Here is a 20,202-nt window from a genome sequence, read left to right as displayed (position 1 = left end):
TTTGCTTCGTTCATGACGCAGAAAAACGGAATGACTGCGCCAAAACGCCATCCTTTAATTGTAGCATACCGCCGGTTACAATGGTATCAATCCTTGCAGAGACGGAAGTCTGTTCTGAGACCGGCTGAGGGAAAATTAATCGGACTATTTCCCCTCTCAACCCTTACACTGTAATCGTTTTCCTGATATGATAAAAGCTGAAGTTACAGATTCACAGAAACAAAACAGCCGTCCGCGACCGCATTGTTTCGAAAGACAGCAGGGGGGCAAAACATTATGCGTCAAAGGACCTGGCTTTTCATTGATTCCGGTTGTCACACGCCGTCCTATAATATGGCGCTGGACGAGTATCTCCTTGACCGGGAAGCTTCCGGCAGCAGGCGGCCGATCCTGCGCTTTTATCAGTGGGATCCTCCTGGACTGTCCATCGGCTATTTCCAGAAAACCCGCGGCCGGATCAGCCGTGAGGGGCTGAAAAAGCGTGGGGTCCGTCTGGTCCGGAGGCTGACCGGAGGACTCGCTGTACTTCATGATCATGAACTGACCTACAGTGTTATTCTTCCGGAAGACTACCCCGACATGCCGACATCCGTAGTCGGTGCTTACCGCGTGCTGTCGGCAGGACTGCTTGAAGGGTTCAGGGCGCTGCATCTGCATGCGGAACTGGCGATACCGGAGCGTAAGAGTCAAAAATCTCATTCGCCTGTATGTTTTGAAGAAGCCTCATGGTATGAACTGGTCGTTGAGGGCCGTAAAGCTGCGGGAAGTTCCCAGACCCGGCGAAAGGGAATGATCCTGCAGCACGGATCGATCCCGTTATCTGTTGATGACGGAAAATTATTCGACTGCTTTTCTTATCCGTCGGCAAGGGTCCGGGACAGGGCACAGCAGGCTTTTGGCGGCAAAGCAGTTACACTTGAGGAACTGACCGGTCGAAAACTGACGCTTGAGGAAGTTGGAAAAGCCTTTTATCATGGATTTGAGAAAGGGCTTGGTATCGAACTGAAAAAATCAGAACTGACCGTGGATGAAGACCGGTCGGTGAACGCGCTGGCCCGGTCAAAATATGAATCAGAATCCTGGAATTTTTCACGTTGAAGTTCCAAAACGGCTGAGGAGGCACAGGCAATGGAGAGACATGGCAAATATCTAAGAAAACCCGAATGGCTGAAAATCAGGCTGGATACTAACCAGGATTACCGCGAGATTAAGACACTGATTCGCGAAGAACGGCTGCACACGGTCTGCGAAGAAGCCAGATGCCCGAACATTCATGAATGCTGGGCCGCCCGACGAACCGCGACATTTATGATTCTCGGCGATATTTGCACACGCGGCTGCAGATTTTGCGCAGTGAAAACCGGCCGCCCGACGGAACTGGATCTAAGGGAACCGGAGCGTGTGGCGGATTCAGTGAAAAAAATGGGGCTGCGCCATGTCGTCGTCACAGCGGTTGCCAGAGACGATCTGAATGACGGCGGTGCCGGCGTGTTTGCGGAAACCATCCGGGCGATCCGCAGAAAAGTGCCTTATTGCACGATCGAAGTACTCCCTTCGGATATGAAAGGGGACGACGACAGTATCAAGACGCTGATGGATGCCAAACCGGATATATTCGACCACAATATCGAAACGGTCCGGAGGCTAACCAGGAGGGTTCGCGCGATTGCCACTTATGACCGCTCTCTGTCGGTACTCAGAAGAGTCAAAGAAATCAGTCCTGATACACCCGTGAAATCGAGCATCATGGTCGGGCTCGGTGAAACGAAAGAGGAAATTCTTCAGACGATGGACGACCTGCTGGAAAACCATGTCGACATCATGGTGATCGGGCAGTATCTTCAGCCGACCCGGAAGCATCTTGATGTGGTTCGCTACTATACACCGGAAGAATTTAATGAACTTCGCAAGATTGCCCTGAAAAAAGGCTTTAAATTTTGCGAAGCCGGTCCACTTGCCCGTTCCTCTTATCATGCGGATGAACAGGTCGGTGCGGAGTCACGCCGGAGACATGACCGGCTGATCACCGAAGAAATGAAAGCTGAAAACTGAAATTCAATGGCGCAACCTGTCGAAAACAGAATGTCCCGGGACCTCAAATCAGGGGTCGCGGGACGTTTTTAGGTCTAATTATTGAAAAAAGAGGGGCAAAAAGTGTAAAATATAATTACCATACTTTTCGGACAACAGGAATACAAACATAGAAAATGTTTTCTGAAAAGTGGCAATGATGAGACAATCGATGACGCGGGACTGAGAGAAGAACAGACAGGACAGAGGGAAGGATGACATTTTAATGATGGCGAACAGTAAGGCGAAAGTCAAAGCTGCAGAAGGCCTTTATCGGCCGGAGTTTGAGCATGATTCCTGCGGGATCGGTCTCTATGCGGATATTAAGGGCCGGGCATCGAATGATGTGGTGAAAACCGCCCTGGAAATGCTATCGAGGCTTGACCACCGTGCCGGTAAGGCGGCGGATGGAAAAACAGGCGACGGTGCCGGTATTCTCGTGCAGATCCCGGACCGCTATTTTCAGGCAGTCTGCACTTTTCCGCTTCCTGAATCCGGACATTATGGCGTCGGCATGTTTTTTCTGCCGCAGGACCGATCGAGCAGACTTGTTGCTATTGGGAAAATCAAAGCATGCATTGCATCACGAAACCTCCGGCTTTATGGAGAACGTGAAGTCCCGGTGAATGAAAATGAAATTACACCGCTTGCCCGCAGCAAGGCGCCGTTTATGTATCAGATGTTTATCGGAACAGCCAGTCATGATGCGGGGCATACGCTGGATATAGAGCTTTTTCATTTAAGAAAAGCCATTGAAGCCAAACTGAGAGATGAAATATATGTTGCCAGCCTGTCCAGTCAGACGCTGGTCTACAAGGGCATGCTCCGGGCCAAAGAAGTTTCGGCCTTCTATACCGATCTGCAGGATCCGCGTTTTGTGTCGGCCGTGGCGTTAGTCCACTCACGGTACAGCACAAATACATTTCCCAGCTGGCGGCGGGCACATCCGAACCGAATGATCGTGCACAATGGCGAAATCAATACCATACGCGGCAATATGAGCTGGTTTAATGCAAAGGCAAAACGTCTCGCCGGCGGCCGATTGCCGCAGATTATCGATCCTGACGGCAGCGACTCGGCCATTTTCGATAATGTGCTTGAGTTTCTCACCTATCATGGCTATTCGCTGCCGCATGCCATTATGATGATGGTTCCTGAACCATGGGAGAAACAGTCCGAATTGCCGGATGATCTCCACGATTTCTACGAATTTCACAGCCGGATGATGGAACCGTGGGACGGCCCTATGGCGCTGGGCTTCTGTAACGGCAAACAGATCGGTGCCATTCTCGACCGCAACGGTCTCCGTCCGGCACGTTACTATATAACGAATGATGACAAAGTTGTTTTCTCTTCTGAAGTCGGTGTCGCCGACCTGGAAGCTTCCGATATTCGCGAGCGATGTCATCTCAAACCCGGCCAGTTGCTGCTGATTGATACGGAAAAAGGCCGGATCATACCCAGCGATGAACTTAAAAAACAGATTTCCGCCGAAGAGGACTACCGCCGCATTCTTGATGATACGGTGATCCGGATTAAAGAGGCACCGGCCGAACCTGAAAAAGTACAGGGCGCTCTCCGGCTTTATCAGCAGAAAATGCACAGCTATACGTACGAAGATCTGATTAAGGGTATCCTGCCGATGGCGGAAACCGGGAAAGAATCAACCGGTGCGATGGGCAACGACACGCCGCTGGCTGTGCTTTCAAAGAAACAGCAGCTGCTCTTTGACTATTTCAAACAATGGTTTTCTCAGGTCACGAACCCGCCGATTGACGCGGTTCGTGAAGCCTGGGTCATGTCGACCATCTCCTGGATCGGTCCGCAGGTCAATCTGCTTGATCCGCTGAAACATGTAACGAAGCAGATCCGGCTCAGTCAGCCGGTTCTCGACCGCGCCACATTCCGGGCGATTCAGCACCAGGGCATTAAGACCGTGGTCGTCAAGACTCTCTTCCCGGCGGATCAGGGCAGGAACGGGCTTTCCGTCGCTCTGGATCAGTTGATTCTGAAAACGGATCAGTTGATCCACAACGGTGCATCGATCATTATTCTGTCGGATCGCGATGCCAATGAACAAGAAGTGCCGATGCCGTCGCTGCTTGCCATCAGCGCCGTACACCACCATTTAGTTGAGAGCGGCACGCGGACACAAGTCAGCCTGATCGTTGATTCCGGAGAGCCCAGAGACAGCCATCAGGTGGCGATGCTGTTTGGCTACGGGGCCGGAGCCGTGCATCCTTATCTGGCACTTCAGTCGGTTTCTGAGCTAAAGGAAACCGGTCACCTCAAGATCAGTGAGGCAGAAGCAGAGAAAAATTATATCAACGCGCTGCTGCGCGGCATTATTAAAATCATGTCGAAGGTCGGTATCTCCTCCATTCAGAGTTATCGGGGGGCGCAGACATTCGAAGCGCTTGGCCTGTCTGACAAGGTGGTCAATAAATATTTTAAAGGCACCGTTTCGCAGATCGGCGGCATTGGGCTTCCGGAAATCGCGGAAGAATCCCTGCTGCGCCATCATCAGGCGACAAAAGAACTGAAACTGGGCAATCTGAAGACGCTCGATCCAGGCAGCAGCATGCAATGGCGCCAGGGCGGAGAGCAGCATAAAATCGAACCTTTGATTGTTCATATGATTCAGCAGGCAACGCGCAGAAATGATTATAAACTTTATAAAGATTATGCGGAAATGGTGAACGATGCACCGTTTTCGACAATTCGCAGCCTGTTGACATTCGAACGGGACCGCCAGCCGATCCCGCTTGACGAAGTAGAACCGGTAGAAAGCATTATGAAAAGATTTAAGACCGGTGCCATGTCTTATGGTTCCATCAGCAAAGAGGCACATGAAGCACTGGCAATCGCCATGAATCGGATCGGCGGGAAGAGCAACAGCGGTGAAGGCGGCGAAGACCCCGACCGCTTTATTCCCGAAAGCAATGGCGACTGGCGCCGCAGTGCGATCAAACAGGTTGCTTCGGCACGCTTTGGTGTCACGAGTTATTACCTGTCTGAGGCAGCGGAGCTGCAGATTAAAATGGCTCAGGGTGCCAAACCTGGAGAAGGCGGGATGCTGCCGGCCGGAAAAGTGTATCCGTGGATCGCGCATACGCGCCGCGCGACAACCGGTGTGGCACTGATCTCGCCGCCGCCGCATCATGATATTTATTCAATTGAAGATCTGGCGCAATTGATTTACGACCTGAAGTCGAGCAATCCGAAGGCAAGGATCAGTGTGAAACTGGTTGCCAAGGGCGGCGTCGGCACGATTGCCGCCGGTGTGGCCAAAGGCAAGGCGGATGTGATCCTGATCAGCGGCCATGACGGCGGGACGGGTGCCGCAGCCAAAACGAGTATCCAGCATGCCGGACTTCCCTGGGAACTCGGCCTTGCGGAAGCTCACCAGACTTTGATGAAAAACGGTTTGCGTGATCGAGTCCGGCTGGAAACCGACGGGAAACTGATGACGGGACGCGACGTGCTGATTGCCGCCTGTCTCGGTGCCGAAGAATTCGGGTTTGCCACCGTACCTCTGATTGTGCTTGGCTGTGTGATGATGCGTCAGTGCAATCTGGATACTTGTCCTGTCGGGATCGCAACTCAGAATCCGGAGCTGCGCAAACATTTCAGCGGCAGTCCCGATTATATAGTTCATCTGATGCGCTTTATCGCTCAGGATATCCGCGAACAGCTGGCTAATCTCGGCTACCATAAACTTGAAGATGTTGTCGGAGAGGCTCATCTCCTTCGCATTAAGAAGAATGTGCACAGCCACTGGAAAGCGAAATATCTTGATCTTTCCGATCTTCTCTATCAGGCGGAGAGCGACGTTTCCAAACGCCATTTTGCCCGCGCTCAGGATCATCACCTCGAACGCCGCTTTGACGAGCGCAATCTGATTTCTCAATGTCTGGAAACCATCGGGAGCAAAAAGCCGATCACACTTTCTTATAAACTGAAAAATTCAGACCGGACGGTAGGAACAACGCTCGGCTATGTTATTTCCAAGTCCACGGCGGGGAGAGGACTTCCCGAAGATACGATTAATCTGTCATTTACAGGCAGTGCCGGCCAGAGTTTTGCTTCGTTTATCCCGAAAGGCGTGACGATGTTCCTGACAGGTGATGCCAACGACTATGTAGGAAAAGGCCTGTCCGGAGGCAAAGTGGTCATTAAGTCGACGGAAGTTGTCGGGGTGCCGATGGATTCCCAGGCAATGATCGGGAATGTTGCCTTCTTTGGGGCGACATCCGGCGAGGCCTATATCCGCGGTACGGCCGGCGGACGGTTCTGCGTGCGTAACAGCGGTGCAAATGCCGTCGTTGAAGGCGTCGGTGAAAACGGGTGCGAATATATGACCGGAGGCAAGGTGGTCATTCTCGGGGCGATTGGCAGAAACTTCGCTGCCGGCATGTCGGGCGGAACCGCCTATATTCTGCCCGACGGCAAAGCCGATCCGGTGCTGGCACACATCAACAGGGAACTGGTCAATATTGAACAACTGACGGGCAAGACGGAACAGGCAGATGTCTATACACTGCTCAGCCGCCATCTGGATCTTACCGGAAGTCCGAAAGCCAAGAAGGCGCTGGACAACTGGCAGGATACGGCCAGACGGATGATTAAGATCATTCCCCGTGATTATGAAGCCATTCTTCGTCAGATCAGCAGCTACGAGTCTGAAGGATTCAGCGAAGAGAAGGCGACGGAAGCGGCTTTCTATCTGAAAAAGGCAGGGAAACTGACCGCCAGAACAACGGATTATCAGCCGGTATGAACAAAGGGATCAAGTTTGAAAGGGTGTCGCAGAAACAATGGGACAATTAATGGGTTTTCTGAATATAGAGAAACGCAATCAGAGTGAACGCAAGCCGCTGAAGAGAATTCAGGACTGGGATGAGTATCGGCTTGTCATGCCGGAGGCGGAGGTCAGGCAGCAGGCTGCCCGGTGCATGGACTGCGGCACGCCTTATTGTCAGATCGGTACGGTTCTGAACCGGGGGACAACAGGGTGCCCGATTCATAACCTGATTCCGGAGTGGAACGATCTCGTTTATCGTGGCCTCTGGCGGGAAGCTTATGATCGGCTGATTAAAACGAATAATTTCCCGGAATTCACCTCCCGAGCCTGTCCGGCCCCCTGTGAAGGGTCCTGCACGGCCGGAATTGTCAGTGACCCGGTATCGATCAAGTCCGTGGAGCGGTCGATCATTGAACACGCATTCGCCGAAGGATGGGTGGTGCCTAAACCGCCGCTTCGCCGGACGGATAAAAAAATTGCCGTCATCGGTTCCGGACCTGCCGGTATGGCCTGTGCCGATCAGCTGAATAAGATCGGTCACAATGTCACGGTTTTTGAACGGTCGGACCGTGCCGGGGGTCTGCTCATGTACGGTATTCCGAGCATGAAAATTGAAAAGGATGTGGTTGATCGCCGGGTTCGTCTTCTGGAGGATGAAGGCATTGTCTTTAAAACCGGCGTCGATGTCGGTAAGGATATCACGGAATCGGAGCTCCGGGCAGAATTTGACGCCGTTGTGCTCTGTACGGGTGCCGGAAAGCATCGGGATGTACCGATTGAAGGCCGCCAGCTTTCAGGCGTTTTGCCGGCTATGGATTATCTGACCGCGAGCAACCGCCACCTGCTCTATCAGGAACCTCTGCTTCCGGATCTGGATGCACACGGTAAAAAAGTCATTGTGATCGGCGGCGGCGATACGGGTGAAGATTGTGTAGCGACGGCGATCCGTCAGGGCTGCAAAAGTGTCGTTCAGTTCGGGAAACACGGACAGCTTCCCGGCAAACGGGTAGAGAACAACCCGTGGCCGGAACATCCGAATGTATTCTCACTGGATTATGCGTATCATGAAGCTGAGGAGCTATTTGGAAAAGATCCGCGTGCCTACTATGTGGAAACAAAGAAATTCCTCGGAAATGCCTCTGGCCATGTTACTTCACTGATGACGGGATCTTTCAAGTCCGAAACCGTTGCGGAGAAGAAATGGGATGCCGATCTGGTGCTGATCGCCATCGGGTTTAAAGGAGCTGAAGACCGGCTGTTCGACGATTTTCAGATTGACAGGGATCCGAGCGGCCGCAAGGTTCAGGCCAACGATCAGGATTATCAGACCAGCGAGGATGGGGTCTTTGCGGCCGGCGACGTCCGGCGCGGGGCGACATTGATTGTCTGGGCGATTGAAGAAGGCCGTCGTGCCGCCGCTTCAGTCGCCATGTATCTGGATCGCAAACCGTCACCGTTAGTGAATGAATAACACCGATAAAGCATAATACGGATAATGATAAAGGAGCAGCCACAGCAGGCTGTTCTTTTTTTTACCGATACAGCATCCTCAATGTAATCTTTTTGTAAAGAAAGAGGATTCCATTTTCACCGGCATGCGGAATGTTTTATAATATGGTGTAATATGTCTGGCCCCGGCGTATCCGCAGTGAGACATTCATTCAACAAAAAATGGTTTCTTCCATAAAAATACAGATTGTCGATTTGGAAATTGGGGTGGGGACGACGAGAATTCACAGGCTTTTTGCCTCCATTACTGTCGGACTTCAGGTTATCGTGCTGAAAATCGCGGATATGACCAGTCTGACGGTGGTTGAAAGTGTGAGCGCTGATGTAACGATTGGTGCGGACATCTATAATCACAATATGATCGCATTCCGGACGGTGGATCAGGCTTGCAAAGTTCTGGCCGGTTTTGTCCAGATCATGAACGATTACGGTGTCAAAGAGTATCGTGCTGTTGCCGCCAGTTCGGTCCAGGAGGCGGCAAACGCAGAATATGTCAAAGAACAGATCCGGATTAAGACAGGACTGAACCTTGAATTACTGTCGAATGCGGAAGAACGCTACCTTCACAATCAGGCCGTTTCTTATAAGACAGAGGGCTTTGACAAACTGATTGAAAAAGGGACGATGCTGCTGGATATCGGCTCCGGCAGCATGCAGCTGACCGTCTATGATAGAGGGCACTTTGTTTTTTCACGGAACATTAAACTGGGTCCGCTGAGAATCCGGGAGATGCTCGGTGATCTGGAAAATCACGCCGGTAATTATGTCGATATCATGGAAGACTATATCATCAGCAAAATTGACGGCTACCACCAGTTCGCCCCGTCCGATGTCCAGTACAAACACTGCGTACTCGTCGGAACCGACCTGCTGGCCTTTAAGCATGCCTTTATGAAGTCTAGCAGCGATACGATTAACCGGCAGTACTTCGAAGACATGTATCGGCATATTCTTGATATCCCGGTGCAAGTGCTGGCCCGGCAGTACGGTGTGCCCTACGACTCCGCCAGTCAGCTGCTCCCGTCGGCCATGATTCTGAAGATTATGCTGGAGATGACCGGCGCTAAAGACATCTTGCTGTCGGAGGCGGATCTTGCGGACGGTCTGTTGATCAATGATGAACTGGATCATCACAAGCGGCGGATTGACCATTCTTTTCTCGAAGATATCATCATCTCAGCAAGAAACATCGCCCGCCGCTATAATTGCGATCCGAGCCATATTGCCATTGTTGAAAAATTTTCGCTTCACCTGTTTGACCGGCTGAAACCGCTTCACGGATTGGACAGAAGGAGCCGGCTGCTGCTGCAGCTGGCAGCCATTCTCCAGGACTCGGGAAGCTATGTTGATATGAACGCCCATTACATACATTCCTATTACATCATTCAGGCTTCGGAAATTATCGGCATTTCCGACGAGGACCGGGAAATCGTCGCGAATATTGCCCGGTACCACAGTGTGGAAACCCCGACAAGCGACTCGTCGGCGTTCAATCGGTTGCCGGTGAACAGCCGCCTGGTTGTGGCCAAACTGGCAGCGATTCTTCGGCTTGCCGATGCGCTGGACGACAGCCGTCAGCATAAAGTGAAAAAGATTACTGTGTCGCTCAGACATGACAAGGTAGTCATCACCGCCAAAGCGGACGATGACCTGTCCCTGGAAAAACTGACGTTTGAAGAAAAATCAGCCTATTTTGAAGAAGTCTTCGGATTGAAACCGATATTACGAGGATAAGGTGAATGGAGCATGACAGATTTCGGCAAAAAGGAATACTTTTATAATCGTGAACTGAGCTGGATGAAATTCAACGAACGGGTCCTAGAAGAAGCAAGGGATAAAGAAAATCCACTGCTGGAACGGATCAAGTTCCTTTCGATCACAGCGAGCAACCTGGATGAATTTTTCATGGTCCGAGTGGCATCACTGAGCGATATGGTCAAAGTCGGCTATGAGAAACCGGATCCGGCCGGTCTTAAGCCCAGTCAGCAGCTGGTGAAGATCAGTGAAGCGGCGCACCAGATGATCAGCCAGCAATATTCAACATACAGCAGAATTCTGAAAAAGCTGCTGAATGAGCATCACATTCATGTGCTGGAACTGGCGGAGCTTTCCCGGAAACAGCTTGATTTTGTCGACCATTATTTCAGCCGGGAAGTCTATCCGGTACTGACACCGATGGCCGTCGATTCATCACGTCCTTTTCCGCTGATTCTGAATAAGAGCATCAATATTGCCGCCTTTATCCATAAATCCGGCGAAGAACAGAAGAATCACGAGTTTGCGACGGTTCAGGTGCCGAATGTGCTGCCGAGAGTCGTCAAAATCCCTTCTGCAGACGGAGAATATGACTTTGTCCTGTTAGAGAGCATTATCCGGCGCCATCTTCAGAAACTGTTTGTCGGCTATATCATCGATGAAGCTTCGTGCTACCGCGTCATGCGTGACATGGATCTGGAAGTTGATGAGGAGGATACAGAAGACCTTCTGAAAGAAATTGAAAAGCAGCTCCGCAAGCGGGAGCGCGGGAATGTCATCCATCTTGATGTGGAATCAGGGATCAGTGACCGTTTGCTCCGGACGCTGACGAAACGGCTGGATGTCAGCAAGGACAATGTCTATCAGGTTAACGGTCCGATCGATCTGACCTTTTTATCCAGGCTGGCGGGGGTGCTGGATGATCTGGATGATCTCAGGTTTCCGCCGCACCGGCCGTTTGTTCACTACGAGCTGATGGACCATCCGATCTTCGATACATTGAGGGAAAAGGATGTCTTTCTCCATCATCCCTATGATTCTTTCGACCCGGTGATTGAGATGGTGCGCCAGGCTGCTGTCGATCAAAATGTGCTGGCGATTAAAATGACACTGTACCGTGTATCGGGGAATTCGCCGATCATCCGCTATCTTGAACGCGCGGCAGAGAACGGGAAACAGGTTACGGTGCTTGTTGAGCTCAAAGCGCGTTTCGACGAGGAAAATAATATTAACTGGGCTCAGAAGCTGGAGAAGACGGGCTGTCATGTCATCTACGGACTTGTCGGGCTGAAGACGCACTGCAAGATGATGCTGATTGTCCGGCGTGAATCCACAGGCATCAAACGCTACATGCATTTCGGTACCGGGAATTACAACGATATTACAGCAAAATTCTATACCGATATGGGTCTTTTGACGAGCAATGAGCAGATGGGAATTGATGCTTCCAATGTGTTCAACATGCTTTCGGGTTATTCTGAACCGCCTTATTTTCATAAGCTGGTCATCGCTCCGCTCTGGCTGCGGGATACGATGCTTCACCTGATCGACAACGAGATTCATGAGGCAGAGGCGGGAAAGCCGGCTTACATTCATGCCAAAATGAATTCTCTTTCCGATGAACAGATGATTAAGGCTCTGTACCGGGCTTCTGCTGCCGGTGTGAAGATCAAATTGCTCGTCCGCGGGATCTGCTGCCTGCGGACGGGTATCCCCGGGATCAGTGAGAACATTGAAGTGCATTCGATTGTCGGCCGGTATCTGGAACACAGCCGGATCTATATTTTCGGAAATGGCGGGGAGCGGAAAGTTTTCCTGGCCAGTGCCGATCTGATGACGCGAAATCTGAATCGGCGGGTAGAACTGATGTTTCCGATCGAAGACGGGCAGATTCAGTCCACCATTGTCGATCTATTTGATATCATGATGAGCGACAACGTGAAAACACGCGTTCTGAAACGCGACGGGCAGTATGTGAAGGAGGACAAACGGGGGAAGATCCCGGTAAATGCCCAGGAATATTTTGCCCGGCTTGCGGAACGGCGTGCGGCCACCCGGCAGAAATCGATCCGTGAAAAACGGACATTCACGCCGATCATGGGTCACGAAGATGAGGATGAAGACGACCGTACATCAGACTGAAGCACGGTGCAGCGGCCCGGCCGTCGCTATTTGATTAAAATTAGGGGCTTCTTAAACGTGTACGCTCCATTCATTCGGGGTGACAGAAAGCCGCAGTATTTTAAGCAGGTCTGAACAAACTGGGGGATCCGAACAATGATTCCGGAATGGGTAAAGAAGATTCTGGTTGCCCTTGTGGCGATCCTGACTTTTGGCACAGTCATTCCGTCATCTCCGGCGCATTACGTCGATAAACCAGACAATAATGAGCCTATTTATAAAGAAAAAAGTCCTGACGAAGCGTTTAAACCTGCTGCGTCCGATCGATCCGGCATTCCGGATCACACAGAGCAAACGTCATGGACGGAGACTGTTTCGGCAAATGCCTCGAAAGAAAAGCTTGTTCAGGCCTTTTCAGACTATACGCTTCAGCAGCTGAGGCAGCAGGGCAGTCAGAAATTCGGCCCCCGCGTTGCGAAAGAAATCAGCAACGTTTACAATCAAGACATTGCGCCTGCATTTCTTATGGAGGTGCAACGGGTCAGTGACCGCCATGATGCCCGCTGGATCCGGCATCTGGATGTGACCCATTCCCCGTCTTCGGGCATGGGTGAACGCATTCTTCATGTTTACCAGACAGATTCAGGCAGTGAGGTACTGAAGCTGCATGTCCGCCGGGATCATCCGCCGAAAAATGGTTACTGGTTTGACTTCCACTATCACACGGCTCAGGACGGTTTTCAGAAACACCATGAATTAAAGAAAATCTACTGGGGGAAAAATATGCCTCCGAAGTGGCGGGCTTAACACGATAAAGGACCTGGAACAGATCAGTTCCAGGTCCTGTTTCAATTCTGCGGTTCCTTGTTTTCGGCGAATCCCAGTCTGCCGACGGTCCGGGCGATCACCCGGTAACCGACCGGATTGGGGTGTGTGTGATCGATACTGAGCAGATAAGGTTCATAACCGTAGAAGGCTTGACAGATATCCGCAACGCGAACCGCCGGATGATGCTCAAGCCGGCTGAGTTCACGATTGTATGCATGAAGCCAGCCATAAGACTCAGGAACCCGGTAAAAGGGATTATACAGATTCAGCACACGGATCAGGGGCGCACGATCATGGACGGAATGAAGGCGGATCAGCAGCGATACAATCTGCTGCATATTTTCCAGACAATTTCGGATCGCTGCAGCGACTGCCTCACGATCACCGGTTTTCATCCAGACCTTCCCGGCGCGGAGCAGATCGTTGCCGCCGCCGGTCACCGTGATGACATCCGCTTCCTGCACACCTTTCATGACTTCCGGACGCGACAGCGAGGCGAGAATCTCTGCCGTGGTCGCCCCGTTTTTCGCAAAAACGCGTTTGTCTACCGGATGTCTGAAGTAGTACTCAAGTTCCTGCTGATAAAGCCGGACAAAGTTCGGCTGAAAGAAGGTCGACCCCACACCGACGGTCAGTGAATCACCGATTGCAGTATAGAGCATAGGCAACACCTTCCGGAATATAAATCTGTAATCAGCATATGCGACAGGTGCGGCACAGGTGACGCAACGGATAATTTGACGACAAAAAGCAGTGCCTCGCAGCAATTGTCTGCGAGGCACTGCGCCGATATGAATGAAGGATCATTAATTACCGATAAATTCCTGTGTCCAGTAGCTTCCGTATGAGCCGCCTGTCACATAACCGACACCAATGGTTGTATAATTCGCATTTAAAATATTGGCACGGTGTCCCGGGCTGTTCATCCAGCCATTGACGACTTCTTCAGGCGTTTTCTGACCGGCAGCGATATTTTCTCCCGCTGCGCGGTAGGTGATGCCGTATTTTTTCATCATATCAAACGGCGAGCCGTAAGTCGGGGACTGATGATCAAAATAATTCTTGTCCCTCATATCGGCGGACTTATCGCGCGCCATTTTCGACAGGGTCGCGTTATCTGATTTCAGCGGGCTCAGTCCGGCTTTCGTCCGTTCCTGATTCGTCAGGTCGACGACTTTTTTCTCAAAAGCGTTTAACTGACTTCCAGTCTTCGGATTTGCCTTTGCTTCTGAGTTGTTATTCGCAGCCGGAGCTGGCTTGGCCGGCTGTTTCGGTTTAGCCGGCTGTGCCGTCTCAGGTGCCGGCTTCTTGGCTGCCGGTGCACAGTTGGCCGGAACCTTGACCTTCTGGTAAACACCGTTATTGACTTGTGACAGATCCAGTTTCAGGCCAAGCTGCCGAAGAATGCCCTCCAAATCGGATACCTGGCTGCCCTTCAGTTTCTGCCCGTCAAAGAGTTTGGTGTAGTTGACGGAAACAGGTTTTGATGCAGCCTGTGCGTTTCCTCCGGAGACAAACGGCAGGGCCAGTGCCCCGGCAAGTGTTAAAGCAAGTAACTTCTTAATCATTTCTGCAACTCCCTCCTTGGTTCATAGGTTTCGAGATTATGAGACTTTCGGAGGGGTGCAAAAGGAATTGCATGATGTTACCATATTTCTGGAAAAGCTAACCGGTATCCTGGAAAGCCTGACCGTCAGATCGACTTCTGAAGCGCTGAGCAAACACAAGAAGCCCCGGCAGACCGGATCAATTGTCCGGCCTGCCGAGGCTTCTGGTAAAGCTCTTTATTGCGGGAACTGCTGCTGCGCGTACTGACTGAACTGCTGGTGCGTCTGCTGAATCTTCTGCGGATCCTGGGATTCAACCTTGTACCAGCCCTTGTTAAACATCAGGTTGAACAGATCGCGCTGATGGTCGCAAGTCGCATCGGACACTTTCTTAATGTCCTGGTATAATGTCTGGTGGCTGGCTTCCTGCAGCGCGTGTACATAAGAGGTGCCCAGATACTTTTCAGTCAGCAGGATGTCGTTCAGATAGTCCCGGTCGTTCATCTGCGGCGTTTTCGGGACCTGCGTCTCCGTATTCTGGATCATTGTTGCCTGCATCGGCTGCTTCATCATGGCATCATCCCTCCCGCCATCGTCGCTGTCTGGATATGTTTGCCGAGATGATTCAGAATATCCTGATAGTGACGGATATGAAGCTGGCAGGTCCGGTTCATCGCCTGAACGACATCACGGTCCTGGCACAGTGCGGCATACGCGTGCGATTTCTTGATTACCTCAAGGTTCCATGACAGCATGTCTTCAATGTAAAGAAAGTCCTTTGTGGAGAGAATGTCCGGTGGCTGGACAAAAGTCATCGGAGTCTGCCCGTCCTGTGGCTGCATAACCATGTGTGCTTCACACTCCTGTAGTTTTTGGTGACGGCGCTCATTGGTATTATGTCCGCAGCATGGGAAATCATTTCATATAAGGACTGGAAAAAAGTCGGTTCGTTGGCCCGCAGGTATCTGCTTTTGTTTCTTTTTAGGATATAATGGATAATGAAAAGATCATAAAGGAGCATGCGGCTCCAAAATCTGAAGCGGAGGCATACGGCGAATGGGTGTACCTAAAGATTTGCTTTATTCAAAAGATCATGAATGGGTGAAAAAAGGATCAGACGGAACATACAAGGTGGGCATTACTGAGTTTGCACAGAAGGAACTGGGCGATATTGTTTTTGTTGAACTGCCGGAAACGGACACTCAGATTAACGCCGGGGATTCTTTCGGCAGTGTGGAATCGGTAAAGACGGTCTCCGAGCTTTATGCACCCGTGGCCGGCACTGTTGTCGAAACCAATAAGGAACTGGAAGACGCACCGGAGCTGGTGAACGAGTCGCCTTATGAAAAGGCCTGGATGGTTGAACTGAAGGACATTGACAGCAAAGGCCTTGATGAGCTGCTGGACGCGGCGGCCTATGAGAAACTGATCGATGAGAACTAAGGAATAACGCTGCATTTCAGCGGATTCTCTCTCTGGAATTTTGTGGATGGTAAAATTAGCGCGAAAAATAACAGTTCCTGTCATCTTTTTGTTACCAGAATGTCGCTTCCTCTGAAACGGCAGCCATGGTATAAAAGAGAACAGGGACTATTTTTTATTTTTCGATTAAGGGAATTCCTGCCGACTTTAACAAAAATTTTTGACATTAAAGGTACAGTCAGGCAGACCATGCTATGTTTATTACAGGCTAAAGTTACCAGAAAAAAGCGAGAGGTGGAACCGTGATGAGCGTCAGCCAGCTTGCAATGGGCGGCAATATCAATTATCCGCTGGAAATGAATGTTTTCCGTGCGCAGCAGGGCGATGAATCACTGCGCAATAAAATTATTGAATCCTATCAGCCTTTTATTAAAAAGGTTGTTTCTAAAGTATGCAATCGTTTTATCGATCAGACAATGGACGAGTTCAGTGTCGGGCTTGTCGCTTTTAATGAAGCAATCACCCAATACCGCAAGGGGCAGGGAAGCAAATTCCTGACTTTTGCCGATATGGTGATCCGTCGCAGAATTATCGACTTTATCCGCAAGGAATCCCGTCAGGTCCGTCATATTTATCTCGATCAGACCAAAACGGATGAAGACAACGAAATGGAAGAGAGCTATGTGGAGCAGCGGGCGGCCATCGATTATTATGAAGAAAGCTGCAAGATCAGCGAGCGGATGGACCAGATCGACAGTTACAGGAAACTGCTTCTGGAATACGGAATCACTTTTGATGTGCTGAGCAGACATTGTCCGAAACATGCCGATGCCCGTGAAAACGCCAAGATTTCGGCGAAGATCCTCGTCGGTCATCCGGAACTGATCCGTTTTCTGAAAAAGAAAAAGCAATTACCGATAAAAGATTTGCTGCAATTTGTGTCATGCAGCCGCAAAACGATCGAAAGGAATCGAAAGTATATAATAGCACTGGCGTTGATCTATATCGGCGGATTCAGCGCACTGACGTCATATATTGAACCGGAGTCCGTACCGGTTCACTGACGGATGAAAGGTGGGGAAGAGAGCTGAATAGTCGGGGCGTCCTTGTGTCCAGAAAAGGACGGCGTGCGGTTATTCTGACGAATGACGGTGATTTTCGGTCCGTCCGGCTCAGAAGATCGGCACAGCTGTCCATTGGACAAACAGTCCGAACCGAACATCTTTCTCACTTTGCGCATATTGTGCGCCGGCTGATGGCTCCGGTTATCGCCTTCAGTTTTTCCTTGTTGTGCTTTGCTCCGTTAACGCAGAGTGCCATTGAATCCGAAGAACCGGTCGCTTATGTGAACTTTTCTTTTGCCTCGCATGTTGAGGCAGCGGTCGATCGGAATTTTAATGTTGTTTCCTTCCGGGAACCGGATGGAAGGCAAATTGCCGTTGGTTCGGATACTCGTTATGCGCACAGCCTGTCTTTCGGGCAATTTACGGAGGCGCTGATCAGCAGAATCAATAGTAACGGTGAATTCCAGGAGCGCCATTCACTGCTTTTTTCGGCTGCCGTCACGAAACAAGTTACCGGCAGGGAACGGAAAGTATTGCATGACCGGCTGGTGCAGACTTTCGTCAGCCAGACACTGAAATACATTCCCGGTGCCCGTTTTCATACGGTGACGGAACCTTTATCGGGGCGCACGGGCGCCGCAGACACACAGACATTTACTGCAGTGAAAAATCAGCTGCATCCCCGGGAAAGCCTGCAGCAAACGATCGTCTCTGTAAAAAATATGAAGATTCTCTCCGTTTCAGGTATCGGGATTTCGTCCTTCAGCACACCGCTGCAGAAACTGGTCGAGAAGATTAAAGATACCGGTGAGACGTCGCGCCGCCCACGGCTCGAAGGGCTATCCTACCCGATCCGGACGGTTCATACCCTGTTCCAGAATCCATTCGGCAAAATACAGCAGAATGACCGGGGTACGCCCAGCAGCTATCTTTTTCCGGGCAGGAGGATTGCGGCTTCCATCGTTTGCGGTTAATACCTGTGCACGTACCTTTACCGGCCGGACTAAAAAACGGGATTGACACAGAAACGGGCAGATGGTAAATTAAACATACGCGAACTGAACAGAAAAACTCTTATCCAGAGCGGCGGAGGGACTGGCCCGATGATGCCCGGCAACCCTCGGTTTTCTCCTAGAAAACCGGGAAGGTGCTAATTCCTGCGAATGTACTGCATTCGACAGATGAGAGAGGATCCACCCCTCTCTCATACTGAGGGGTTTTTATTTTGGAAAGAGCGCGCGAAAAGGGGAGGGGTATTCAGGCAGACGCACCTAAAAATGTGAACCAACCAGAATCGAGCGGGAAATAAAGAGCACTAAATCCGACTAAAAACAGGGCAATACATAATTTTAGCGGCAGTGTTTCCCGAAAGAGAGGCCATTTTTTTGATTGAATTAGAGCATGTGAAAAAAACTTATCAGACGGACACAGGGCCTGTTGAAGCCCTGACAGATGTCAGCATCAACATCAACAGCGGTGAGATTTTCGGCGTGATCGGCTACAGCGGTGCTGGAAAGAGCACACTCATCCGGCTAATTAATCTTCTGGAGCGGCCGACATCCGGACTCGTTAAAGTTGACGGACAGACCATGACTGAGCTGTCTGAAAAGGAATTGCGTGAAGCACGGAAGCAGATCGGCATGATTTTTCAGCATTTCAATCTGCTCTGGTCAAGAACGGTGGAGGAAAATATCTCATTTCCTCTGGAACTGGCGGGCATTCCGAAGAAAGAGCGCAAATCGCGGGTCGAAGAACTTGTTCGCGTTGTCGGCCTTGAGGGCCGCGAATCTTCCTATCCGTCTCAGTTAAGCGGCGGACAGAAACAACGGGTCGGGATTGCCCGGGCACTGGCCAGCAATCCTAAGGTGCTTCTTTGTGATGAAGCGACATCGGCGCTTGACCCGAAAACAACTGATTCAATCCTTCAGCTGCTTCAGAAAATCAACCGCTCAATCGGTATCACGATTGTCATCATCACTCATGAAATGCAGGTGATCCGGAAAATCTGTGACCGTGTAGCTGTACTGGATCACGGGACGATTGTCGAAGAAGGGCTTGAAAAGGATGTGTTCGCACATCCGGAACAACAGATCACAAAAGAGTTCATCGGGATAAAACCGGAGTCGGATGATGCATCCGGCAGTCTCGACAGATTTCGCACGATTTATCCGGACGGACAGATCATCCGGATCACTTTCGACGGGCGGACACGGCAGGAGCCGGTTCTCTCTGCGTTCTACGGTCATGAAGGGATCGAGACTGACATTATTGAAAGCAAACTGATCCCCGGTGCGGTTAAGGGAACTAAAGGAGAAATTGTATTACGTGTTGCCGGTCCGGAGGCGCAGATCCAATCCGTTCTTCATGCCGCGAACCTGAAGAACGTCAGGACCGAGGTGCTGTCCTCATGACCCAACTGTTTCCAAATGTGGACTGGTCGGGCATGCTTCTGGCGACAGGCCAGACACTGTATATGACACTGATCTCCGGCGTCTTCACTTTTATTATCGGACTTTTTCTTGGCCTTTTGCTCTATCTGACCGCAAAAGACGGGCTCTATGAAAATATAACGGTTTATCGGATTACATCTTCAATCGTTAATGTTTTTCGGTCCATTCCTTTTATTATCCTGATCATTTTACTCATCCCGCTGACCGTAATTATTGTCGGTACGATGATCGGCGCTTCTGCGGCATTGCCGTCGATTATCATCGGCGCAGCTCCCTTCTACGGCCGGCTGGTGGAAATCAGCTTAAGGGAAGTCGATAAAGGGGTCATTGAAGCTTCCGAATCGATGGGGGCTACCCGGCTGCAAATTATTTTTAAGGTTCTGCTTCCGGAGGCTCTTCCGTCTCTGATTTCCGGTATGACGGTCACTCTGATCGCACTGATCGGCAACACGGCAATGGCCGGTGTCGTCGGTGCAGGAGGCCTGGGTACCGTGGCGTATAATGAAGGATTTGAAGCAAATAATAACGATGTGACCTTTGCCGCAACAATCATTATTCTGGTCATTGTTTTTATCATTCAGTTCATTGGAGACCGTGTGACACGGAGAATTGATAAGAGATAAAGAAGATTT

16 protein-coding genes and 1 riboswitch are annotated in these 20,202 nt (G+C 50.8%); of the genes, 12 read left to right on the top strand and 4 right to left on the bottom strand.

What is annotated here, in order from left to right:
• The first annotated feature begins 276 nt into the window (after positions 1-276).
• The 7 genes from D889_RS0101835 to D889_RS0101805 all read left to right on the top strand — a co-directional run bounded on the left by D889_RS0101835 (position 277) and on the right by D889_RS0101805 (position 13,066).
• Positions 277-1,098: a lipoate--protein ligase family protein gene (locus tag D889_RS0101835; protein ID WP_010631402.1), complete on the top strand. Its 822-nt coding sequence runs from the start codon at positions 277-279 to the stop codon at positions 1,096-1,098.
• Positions 1,099-1,128: 30 nt separating this feature from the next.
• On the top strand, positions 1,129-2,052 hold the full coding sequence (gene lipA / locus D889_RS0101830) for a lipoyl synthase (RefSeq protein WP_010631401.1): 924 nt from the start codon (positions 1,129-1,131) through the stop codon (positions 2,050-2,052).
• A 244-nt stretch (positions 2,053-2,296) separates the two neighbouring features.
• Complete coding sequence (gene gltB / locus D889_RS0101825; RefSeq protein WP_010631400.1) at positions 2,297-6,850, top strand: glutamate synthase large subunit; 4,554 nt, start codon at positions 2,297-2,299, stop codon at positions 6,848-6,850.
• Between the two features lie 37 nt (positions 6,851-6,887).
• Positions 6,888-8,345 (top strand): glutamate synthase subunit beta, encoded by a 1,458-nt coding sequence (locus D889_RS0101820; RefSeq protein ID WP_010631399.1) that lies wholly within the window; start codon positions 6,888-6,890, stop codon positions 8,343-8,345.
• Between the two features lie 233 nt (positions 8,346-8,578).
• Positions 8,579-10,117 carry a Ppx/GppA phosphatase family protein gene (locus D889_RS0101815; protein WP_026039050.1) on the top strand — a complete coding sequence of 513 codons (1,539 nt, stop codon included), beginning with the start codon at positions 8,579-8,581 and terminating at the stop codon, positions 10,115-10,117.
• Positions 10,118-10,129: 12 nt separating this feature from the next.
• On the top strand, positions 10,130-12,280 hold the full coding sequence (locus D889_RS0101810; protein WP_010631397.1) for an RNA degradosome polyphosphate kinase: 2,151 nt from the start codon (positions 10,130-10,132) through the stop codon (positions 12,278-12,280).
• Between the two features lie 135 nt (positions 12,281-12,415).
• On the top strand, positions 12,416-13,066 hold the full coding sequence (locus D889_RS0101805) for a YpjP family protein (protein ID WP_010631396.1): 651 nt from the start codon (positions 12,416-12,418) through the stop codon (positions 13,064-13,066).
• Positions 13,067-13,107: 41 nt separating this feature from the next.
• Here D889_RS0101805 and D889_RS0101800 read toward each other — a convergent pair whose 3' ends face one another.
• The 4 genes from D889_RS0101800 to D889_RS0101785 form a co-directional block, all read right to left on the bottom strand.
• Positions 13,108-13,749, bottom strand: coding sequence for a GDSL-type esterase/lipase family protein (locus D889_RS0101800; RefSeq protein ID WP_010631395.1), 642 nt, complete (start codon positions 13,747-13,749; stop codon positions 13,108-13,110).
• 144 nt (positions 13,750-13,893) lie between these two features.
• Complete coding sequence (locus D889_RS0101795) at positions 13,894-14,655, bottom strand: CAP domain-containing protein (RefSeq protein WP_010631394.1); 762 nt, start codon at positions 14,653-14,655, stop codon at positions 13,894-13,896.
• Between the two features lie 216 nt (positions 14,656-14,871).
• Positions 14,872-15,192, bottom strand: coding sequence for a spore coat protein (locus D889_RS0101790; protein ID WP_026039048.1), 321 nt, complete (start codon positions 15,190-15,192; stop codon positions 14,872-14,874).
• Between the two features lie 11 nt (positions 15,193-15,203).
• Complete coding sequence (locus D889_RS0101785) at positions 15,204-15,482, bottom strand: hypothetical protein (protein ID WP_010631392.1); 279 nt, start codon at positions 15,480-15,482, stop codon at positions 15,204-15,206.
• A 208-nt stretch (positions 15,483-15,690) separates the two neighbouring features.
• Between D889_RS0101785 and gcvH the strand changes: the two genes are divergently transcribed.
• The 5 genes from gcvH (at position 15,691) to D889_RS0101760 (ending at position 20,193) form a co-directional block, all read left to right on the top strand.
• The gene (gcvH, locus tag D889_RS0101780; RefSeq protein ID WP_010631391.1) at positions 15,691-16,077 is read left to right on the top strand and encodes a glycine cleavage system protein GcvH; all 387 of its coding nucleotides are present in this window, start codon (positions 15,691-15,693) and stop codon (positions 16,075-16,077) included.
• Positions 16,078-16,361: 284 nt separating this feature from the next.
• A complete protein-coding gene (gene sigI / locus D889_RS0101775; RefSeq protein ID WP_010631390.1) occupies positions 16,362-17,120 on the top strand; it encodes an RNA polymerase sigma-I factor in 759 nt (252 codons plus the stop codon).
• A gap of 44 nt (positions 17,121-17,164) precedes the next feature.
• Complete coding sequence (locus D889_RS0101770) at positions 17,165-18,094, top strand: anti-sigma factor domain-containing protein (RefSeq protein ID WP_010631389.1); 930 nt, start codon at positions 17,165-17,167, stop codon at positions 18,092-18,094.
• A 97-nt stretch (positions 18,095-18,191) separates the two neighbouring features.
• A riboswitch (SAM riboswitch) is annotated at positions 18,192-18,308 on the top strand.
• Between the two features lie 197 nt (positions 18,309-18,505).
• A complete protein-coding gene (locus D889_RS0101765; RefSeq protein ID WP_010631388.1) occupies positions 18,506-19,531 on the top strand; it encodes a methionine ABC transporter ATP-binding protein in 1,026 nt (341 codons plus the stop codon).
• Positions 19,528-20,193 carry a methionine ABC transporter permease gene (locus D889_RS0101760; protein ID WP_010631387.1) on the top strand — a complete coding sequence of 222 codons (666 nt, stop codon included), beginning with the start codon at positions 19,528-19,530 and terminating at the stop codon, positions 20,191-20,193. Before D889_RS0101765 ends, D889_RS0101760 begins: the two co-directional genes overlap by 4 nt.
• The last annotated feature ends 9 nt before the right edge of the window (positions 20,194-20,202 follow it).

It is taken from the genome of Sporolactobacillus vineae DSM 21990 = SL153 (assembly GCF_000377985.1).
GTDB lineage: Bacteria > Bacillota > Bacilli > Bacillales > Sporolactobacillaceae > Sporolactobacillus > Sporolactobacillus vineae.
Note: the sequence above shows the minus strand (reverse complement) of the source record. Positions and strands in the feature narration are given on the sequence as shown.

Excerpts from the sequence above, each read along its gene's own strand:
- D889_RS0101835 (WP_010631402.1), top strand. The coding sequence starts at position 277 with ATGCGTCAAAGGACCTGGCTTTTCATTGATTCCGGTTGTCACACGCCG.
- lipA (WP_010631401.1), top strand. The coding sequence starts at position 1,129 with ATGGAGAGACATGGCAAATATCTAAGAAAACCCGAATGGCTGAAAATC.
- gltB (WP_010631400.1), top strand. The coding sequence starts at position 2,297 with ATGATGGCGAACAGTAAGGCGAAAGTCAAAGCTGCAGAAGGCCTTTAT.
- D889_RS0101820 (WP_010631399.1), top strand. The coding sequence starts at position 6,888 with ATGGGACAATTAATGGGTTTTCTGAATATAGAGAAACGCAATCAGAGT.
- D889_RS0101810 (WP_010631397.1), top strand. The coding sequence starts at position 10,130 with ATGACAGATTTCGGCAAAAAGGAATACTTTTATAATCGTGAACTGAGC.
- D889_RS0101805 (WP_010631396.1), top strand. The coding sequence starts at position 12,416 with ATGATTCCGGAATGGGTAAAGAAGATTCTGGTTGCCCTTGTGGCGATC.
- D889_RS0101800 (WP_010631395.1), bottom strand. The coding sequence starts at position 13,749 with ATGCTCTATACTGCAATCGGTGATTCACTGACCGTCGGTGTGGGGTCG.
- D889_RS0101795 (WP_010631394.1), bottom strand. The coding sequence starts at position 14,655 with ATGATTAAGAAGTTACTTGCTTTAACACTTGCCGGGGCACTGGCCCTG.
- D889_RS0101790 (WP_026039048.1), bottom strand. The coding sequence starts at position 15,192 with ATGCAGGCAACAATGATCCAGAATACGGAGACGCAGGTCCCGAAAACG.
- D889_RS0101785 (WP_010631392.1), bottom strand. The coding sequence starts at position 15,482 with ATGGTTATGCAGCCACAGGACGGGCAGACTCCGATGACTTTTGTCCAG.
- gcvH (WP_010631391.1), top strand. The coding sequence starts at position 15,691 with ATGGGTGTACCTAAAGATTTGCTTTATTCAAAAGATCATGAATGGGTG.
- sigI (WP_010631390.1), top strand. The coding sequence starts at position 16,362 with ATGAGCGTCAGCCAGCTTGCAATGGGCGGCAATATCAATTATCCGCTG.
- D889_RS0101760 (WP_010631387.1), top strand. The coding sequence starts at position 19,528 with ATGACCCAACTGTTTCCAAATGTGGACTGGTCGGGCATGCTTCTGGCG.